This window comes from Deltaproteobacteria bacterium (genome assembly GCA_016874775.1).
Classification (GTDB): domain Bacteria; phylum Desulfobacterota; class Binatia; order Bin18; family Bin18; genus VGTJ01.
This window is the reverse complement of record VGTJ01000273.1, coordinates 1-5113: the sequence shown is the minus strand read 5'-3', so window position 1 is coordinate 5113 and position 5113 is coordinate 1. Positions and strand designations below refer to the sequence as shown.

Sequence of the window (5113 nt, the reverse complement as noted above, 5' to 3'; positions counted from 1 at the left end):
GTCGCCCGCGTTCATCCAGCTCTTCGACCAGACTTCGATACTTAGACCGAAGCCAGCACACAATGGTCTCGTCTCTCATCCCTGCTCTTGTGCAGAGGCTCTCCACTCCGGTCAATCACTATTGCGGTAAGTTGTTTCCTGCCACCGCCTAACGTATCGATTTGCGCACGGCTGTCGCCTTTGAAGGCAATTTCACAGAGGCCGACACGATCTTTATGGAAGGTATCTGTGGCAAAGCGTTGGTCAGCTTTCTTGATCCAGAAGCTCATATCTTTGCCCATCCACCCTTTCATGGCTCCGTAGTCGTGCTCGCCGCCACTGTAGCCAATCTTCGGCATGAGCCAGCTATAGAACCGGCCTGCTTGTTCGAAGTTGTTCACTGTCACGATGGTATGATCAATTCCTGCCATACGTCCTCCTGTTTAGCGCTTACGATGCATTCATTTCTGGGTGACAAACATCACACGGTGTATAGCCCATCGCGTTGGCACGACTACGCGACGGAATGAAGGTTCGCTCGCCAGCCGACTGATCTTTGAGTGATGGACACCGGGGAAGACAAAAACAACGACTCTGTCGCCAGCCGACATACATCCGCTCTTTGGCAATGACGAGCCCCTTTGCTCCCTCTACGACTGGAATCCCCTCGATGGCGAGAATCTGCTGCTTGATACCGGTGAGATTGCCGGCGTAGCCAGTCAGTGCGCCATCACTGCCAATCACGCGATGACACGGAATATGAATCGGGATCGGATTAAAACGCAAAGCTTGGGCGACGGCCCGTACCGCCTTCGGCTGGCCAATAGTATCGGCGATGCTTTGATACGTGACGACCGTGCCGTAGGGAACCTCGGCAGTGGCGCGCAACACCTCACGCTGAAAATCACTGCGCATCAACGTGTCATCAACAAGCCAGTCCAACGTTTGTAACTTTCCTGCGAAGTAGTCCTGTAACTTGTGCGTGAACTCGGCAACCGCTGAACTGTCGTGTTCGATCGTAAACACCTCTTGCAGATGGTCTCCTGGCGATTGTTTCTCGTCTGAACGAACGAACTCCACCAGCGCGATCCCTTTGTCGGTTTTCCCGATGCGAATATCACCGACCGGCGAGTGCCAGACATCAAACACCAGGCGTGGCCGGGGATGGCCTGCCAACCGAGTCTCAAGCGTACGGCGGGCCTCTGGTAACCCAGGCATGGTACCACCTCCTTTATGCGAGAGGACAGTCAACTGTTGAGAGAGGGAACGATATTGATCTACCAGTGCCGTACATGACGGACAGCCAAGCAGATGTGTACGGACGCGAAGGCTAAGGTGAGATGGAGCTTCACCCAACACTTCGGCGATAATATCGTTTTCCACAAAACCACACGGCAGACGATGAGAAGAGGGATTACGCATATATCATTCCTCCGAGGTACGAGTACGGCGTGAAGGCTGTTGTGTATCGGCGATGAGCGAGAGCCGCAGCTTGCGCAGGGCGTGATAGACATGCGCACGTGCGCTCTCTGCGGAACAGTCAAGGTTACTGGCAATCGCTTCGTAATCGAGTCCTTCAAATTGGCGTTGAATCAAGGCAGACCGCTGATGGAATGGTAGCGTATTGATCGCGGCGAAAAGAGTTTCCGCGGTTTCGCGGGCAATCATAGTTTGCTCCGTATCAGAAGTGTTGGGTGAAAAGACGGAATAATCATACCCGTGTCCGTGTTCTTCCGCGACCAATACTCTCGTGCGTCGTTGACGGTCGCGGACATAGTTCTTTGAAACATTGACGGCAATCCGTATCAGCCACGCGCGCAGGTCAGCATCGCGAGGAAGCGCAAGATAGGCCCGGTGTGCGCGCAGGAACGTTTCTTGAAAGAGATCTTGCGCATCGTGGATATTGCGCGTGAACCGGACCAAATAGCTGTACACCACCTCTTGATGAAGGGAGACAACTTCCGCAAAGGGTAGCTTCTGTTCCGACGGTTGACGTGCGCTCATTGCTCCCATTTCATATACACAAGACCCCTCAAGGAGCAATTTGTGAAACCCAGGCTCGTGATATTTTTGTGTTGCCCCATGTACCCCACCGCAGTATAGTGGCCCTATGGTTAAGCCGCTCATCTCCATTACAGCGCTCTTCCTCGTGGCTATTGCGCTTGCTTTTTCGCTGGTGCCAAAGTCGTCTAAACCGCTCGATTATTTCCCGTTAGCAAAGAACAATCGCTGGAAACATCTCGTCGTCTTTTCTGGTGGTGACTATATCTATTACATGACTGGGACGGTTATTGATGATGGTCTCCGACTCTCAGATAAGCAGTCGTTTGTCGTCTCAGAAAAATACGAACCACTGACAGAAACTGCACCAGAAGCCGTCAGCACGGTGGCCTATTTCCACAAGGATGGATTTCTCCACCGTTTTCCGTGGCTTGATACTGATGGAGTGAGGGTCTGGGATACTAAACTTGGTCAAGACGCAGAGCAAATTCTCCCGAGTCCCTTCGTCGGTGAGATAACGTGGCCAGTCTTATTGAAGGCCGACTTATGGCCGTTGAGTGGTCGTCAGCATTCGAGTTCGATCGCGAACGCCCGGATTGAAACAGAAGATGTATGGGTTGTCGGCGGAGTTTTTCGCAATTGTCTACGAATTGAAACGATTACGGCAAATCAAATGCCCAACCCCAAGACCAAAAAGCTGACCACCTTCGATCTACGTCACACCGAGTGGTATGCCCCAGGTGTGGGGCTAGTCCGTGCCATTAGCGACGAAGGCGAGGGCACGCCGATTAAGAGTGTGACGGAGTTGGTGGAGTATACGGTTCAATAGAGGACATTAGAGCTTCACCTCTAGCGTGACACCCGTTCGCTTAACCAGATTCTTCTTGTCCAAATCCGGTCCGTGCCCTTCACCGTCAATGACCTGATCTTTCATCAGACTGCGGGTTGCCTCTTTGCGCAGAATCACGATCACATTTGAGCGATCAACCAGCGCAAAGGGAAACTCATGCCAGGTGCCGATTTTCATGGTGAAGCCGCTGGTACCATCGAACAGAAATGCACGGACCTGATCGAGGTCTGGCGTTTCTTTATCATTGGGGGGTGCGAGCACCACGACGAATGGCTTTCCTTCTAACGGGATAAATGTTTGCGTGTGTTTGAAATGACGCTCCATCCACTGCACACGCATATCGCGGCGATCAACCGTTGCGAGCGTCAGTTGCGTATCGGCATCAGAGTTGAACTCAACCGGTGCATACACTGTTACTTTGCCGTCATAAAAACCAACCGGCAGGGGTTTGGTGGTTTCATTGACACCGAGCAGTTGCCCAAACGGGGCCACTGCTTCGGGTGTGGCTGGTTCAACTCTGATCTCACGTAGCACGGGTTGCGTCATCGTCGTTACTCCTTTGCCGAAGAACTGTGCTACCTCTACTCTTTTACGTCGAGAATGGCTATGGTCTTCGCCATGCCAAAAAGGAGTAGCAGACGACATGACAGATACCAACACCGATCTCTTTCACATTATGTATACCTGCCGCAGCATGCGGCGACTCAAGCCCGATCCGGTGCCTGATGAACTGATTTATCAAATTCTTGATGCTGGAGTGCGCGCGCCGAGCGGTGGTGGCGTGCAAGCCTGGCGTTTTGTCGTTGTGACAGACCCAGAAATCCGTAGTCAGATTGCCAAAGTGTATCAACGCGGCTGGGACATCGCCGAGAAGAACTACCTTGATGCCGGCGCCAAGATGGATGGTAACATGCGCGCGGCCCGCTATCTGGCGGACCATTTCGCTGAAGTGCCGGTGATGCTGTTTGCTTGTTTGCGCACGCGCAAGATTCACGCTCAACGACTGGCCGGACCGAATGCCATCAACTTTGCTCGCCTGCTTGGTGGCAGCGTCTTTCCGGCTATCCAAAACATCTTACTCGCCTGCCGTGCGCTGGGGCTCGGCGCAACCTTGACCGGAGTGACGTGTCAATATGAAGACGAAGTGCGGAAGATCCTGAGCCTCCCTGATTCAATCACCACCTATGGTCTCATCCCTATTGGTTATCCGATGGGCAAGTTTGGACCAGTGTCACGCGAACTAGTGGAACAAGTCACGTGGCGAGACCACCACGGAACGCCGTTTACACGTCCAGTGGGCTACGTCGCTCCTGCGCCAGTAGGAAAGAATGAAAGGGCGGAGCAGTGAATCTCTCCCTCGTAGGGGCGCACAGCCGTGCGCCCTACGCTTTTACTTTTGCTGTACTTTGGGTGTCGGAAACAGCTCCCGATTGGGTGCATGCGCCTTCTTCCACACCATCACATTGCGTGAGTATTCGCAGATCAAGGTGCCATCCTGTTTGTAGCCGCGCGTTTTGACTTTGACGATGCCCCATTGCGGTTTTGATTTCGACTCGCGCAGTTCCAACACTTCCGACTCCGAATAGAGCGTGTCACCAGCGAAAACCGGATTCGGCAGGATCACGTTATCCCACCCCAGATTGAAGCCGTTCTCACTCACATCAGCGACCCCAAGTCCAGCGATGATCGACAAAGTGAGCGCGCTATTGATCAGGCATTTGCCGAAATCGGTCTGTTTGCCGTATTCGTTGTTGAAGTGAATCTGGTTGGTGTTACAGGTGAGCAAGGTAAACCAGATGTTATCATTCTCGGTAACGGTGCGTCCTAAGCGACAGCGATAAATATCACCGACTTCGAAGTCTTCATAAAAGCGGCCTTCCCAACCTGGTTTGACTGCCATAGCGTCAATCCTCCTGCAATTTTTGCGCGGCACTGTAGCACAAAATAATGAAGAATTAAGAATTGAAAATGAAAAATGGAGAATAAAGAAGTTGGGGTAGCGTGTGCCCAGACTCTTAGACTTCCTTCGCTTCCCAAGCTCGCGCAGTTCAGCTATGGTGCGGCGACTTTTCTGAATGCATAGCAAGCAAGAAGAGTAGGGGGAAGGCGAATGCAGAGGTCTGGCTGTAGTGAACGGAAACGTTGGGTATGGGCTCTGATGTGTGTATATTTCACGACTTGGAAGGGTAGGGTGGTAAGCGAGCGTGGACTGCGGTCAAGAGGCGCGCAGATATAGAGGAAGAGGATGGATACGCCATGCTACCGATGGTGGGAGTACCGGGC

General features: G+C 52.7%; 7 protein-coding genes. 2 read left to right on the top strand and 5 right to left on the bottom strand.

What is annotated here, in order from left to right; translation table 11 throughout:
• Positions 1-41 precede the first annotated feature (41 nt).
• Genes FJ147_27035 through FJ147_27025 form a run of 3 tightly spaced genes read right to left on the bottom strand, consistent with a single transcriptional unit; the run spans position 42 to position 2112 of the window.
• The gene (locus FJ147_27035; GenBank protein MBM4259543.1) at positions 42-410 is read right to left on the bottom strand and encodes a hypothetical protein; all 369 of its coding nucleotides are present in this window, start codon (positions 408-410) and stop codon (positions 42-44) included.
• 19 nt (positions 411-429) lie between these two features.
• Complete coding sequence (locus FJ147_27030) at positions 430-1401, bottom strand: methylated-DNA--[protein]-cysteine S-methyltransferase (GenBank protein MBM4259542.1); 972 nt, start codon at positions 1399-1401, stop codon at positions 430-432.
• A 3-nt stretch (positions 1402-1404) separates the two neighbouring features.
• Positions 1405-2112 carry an RNA polymerase sigma factor gene (locus tag FJ147_27025; GenBank protein ID MBM4259541.1) on the bottom strand — a complete coding sequence of 236 codons (708 nt, stop codon included), beginning with the start codon at positions 2110-2112 and terminating at the stop codon, positions 1405-1407.
• Between FJ147_27025 and FJ147_27020 the strand changes: the two genes are divergently transcribed.
• Positions 2090-2809 carry a hypothetical protein gene (locus tag FJ147_27020; protein MBM4259540.1) on the top strand — a complete coding sequence of 240 codons (720 nt, stop codon included), beginning with the start codon at positions 2090-2092 and terminating at the stop codon, positions 2807-2809. The two genes, FJ147_27025 and FJ147_27020, sit on opposite strands and share 23 nt — an antisense overlap.
• A 6-nt stretch (positions 2810-2815) precedes the next feature.
• On the opposite strand, the gene FJ147_27015 is transcribed toward FJ147_27020, so the two are convergent.
• The gene (locus FJ147_27015; protein ID MBM4259539.1) at positions 2816-3376 is read right to left on the bottom strand and encodes an ureidoglycolate hydrolase; all 561 of its coding nucleotides are present in this window, start codon (positions 3374-3376) and stop codon (positions 2816-2818) included.
• Between the two features lie 97 nt (positions 3377-3473).
• Between FJ147_27015 and FJ147_27010 the strand changes: the two genes are divergently transcribed.
• Positions 3474-4178, top strand: a complete 705-nt coding sequence (locus FJ147_27010) for a nitroreductase family protein (GenBank protein ID MBM4259538.1) — start codon at positions 3474-3476, stop codon at positions 4176-4178.
• Positions 4179-4220: 42 nt separating this feature from the next.
• On the opposite strand, the gene FJ147_27005 is transcribed toward FJ147_27010, so the two are convergent.
• The gene (locus tag FJ147_27005; GenBank protein MBM4259537.1) at positions 4221-4730 is read right to left on the bottom strand and encodes a MaoC family dehydratase; all 510 of its coding nucleotides are present in this window, start codon (positions 4728-4730) and stop codon (positions 4221-4223) included.
• Positions 4731-5113: the final 383 nt, after the last annotated feature.

Coding starts and splice junctions, on each gene's coding strand:
- FJ147_27035 (MBM4259543.1), bottom strand. CDS start 410: ATGGCAGGAATTGATCATACCATCGTGACAGTGAACAACTTCGAACAA.
- FJ147_27030 (MBM4259542.1), bottom strand. CDS start 1,401: ATGCGTAATCCCTCTTCTCATCGTCTGCCGTGTGGTTTTGTGGAAAAC.
- FJ147_27005 (MBM4259537.1), bottom strand. CDS start 4,730: ATGGCAGTCAAACCAGGTTGGGAAGGCCGCTTTTATGAAGACTTCGAA.
- FJ147_27010 (MBM4259538.1), top strand. CDS start 3,474: ATGACAGATACCAACACCGATCTCTTTCACATTATGTATACCTGCCGC.
- FJ147_27025 (MBM4259541.1), bottom strand. CDS start 2,112: ATGGAGATGAGCGGCTTAACCATAGGGCCACTATACTGCGGTGGGGTA.
- FJ147_27020 (MBM4259540.1), top strand. CDS start 2,090: ATGGTTAAGCCGCTCATCTCCATTACAGCGCTCTTCCTCGTGGCTATT.
- FJ147_27015 (MBM4259539.1), bottom strand. CDS start 3,376: ATGACGCAACCCGTGCTACGTGAGATCAGAGTTGAACCAGCCACACCC.